Source organism: Nocardia barduliensis (genome assembly GCF_013315795.1).
Lineage (GTDB): Bacteria > Actinomycetota > Actinomycetes > Mycobacteriales > Mycobacteriaceae > Nocardia > Nocardia barduliensis.
Map to the genome: position 1 here is coordinate 1 of NZ_JABLTE010000268.1, position 1069 is coordinate 1069.

Sequence of the window (1069 nt, forward strand, 5' to 3'; positions counted from 1 at the left end):
TGTGACGACACGCGGTAAGTGATCGTTGAATGGTGAAGGTCTCCTGTCGTGGAGTGGGAGTTGCTGAGACAACCACTGCATCGAACAGGAGACCTTCGTGGTCCACGCTAACGCACCCTTGACCCCGAAAGGGCGGTTGCTGCTGGCCCGTCGCATCGTCGACGACGGCTGGTCGATCGCTCGAGCTGCCGAGCATTTCCACGTGTCATGGCCGACGGCCGATCGCTGGCAGAAGCGTTATCGCGAGATGGGTGCCGCCGGGATGGCCGACCGGTCGTGCCGCCCGCATCGCAGCCCGAACCGCACCCCGGCCCCGGTAGTGCGCAAGATTGTGGATCTGCGCTGGCGCAAACGCCTGTCCCCGCAGGCGATCGCGTCGAGGCTGTCGATGCCGGCCTCCACCGTGCACGCAGTGTTGGTGCGGTGTCGTTTGAATCGTTTGTCCCACATTGATATTCGGACCGGCGAGGTGATCCGACGCTATGAGCATCCTCATGCGGGGTCGATGATCCATGTCGATGTCAAGAAGCTGGGCAACATCCCGGTCGGTGGCGGTTGGCGGTTCGTCGGCCGGGTCACCGGCCGCCGGAATCGGGCAGCCACTCCCGGTGCCTGCCGTAGCCGGCACGGCAACGCCCTGGTGGGCAACGCGTTCGTGCATACGGTGATCGATGACCATTCGCGAGTCGCCTACGCCGAGATCCACGACGACGAGACAGCCCAGACCGCGATCGGGGTGCTACGCAGAGCAGTGGCCTGGTTCGCCGACCGCGGTGTCATTGTCGAGCGAGTGCTATCGGACAACGGCAGCTGCTACCGGTCCAAAGCTTGGAACGCCGCCTGCACCGAGCTGGGTATCCGGGCTAAACACACCCGACCTTACCGACCGCAGACCAACGGCAAGATCGAACGCTTTCACCGCACCTTGGCTACCGAATGGGCCTTTGCCCGCCACTACCAGTCCGAACAAGCCAGACGAGCCGCCCTACCGGCCTGGCTCCACGCCTACAATCACCACCGGCAACACTCCGCCATCGGTAAGAAGACCCCCATCAGCCGATTGACCAAC

1 protein-coding gene is annotated in these 1069 nt (G+C 63.8%); it reads left to right on the top strand.

Features of this window, described 5'->3' with window-relative positions; translation table 11 throughout:
* Positions 1–97: 97 nt before the first annotated feature.
* The coding region (locus HOV91_RS39125) for an IS481 family transposase (protein ID WP_174190190.1) at positions 98–1069 on the top strand (972 nt) is incomplete at its 3' end.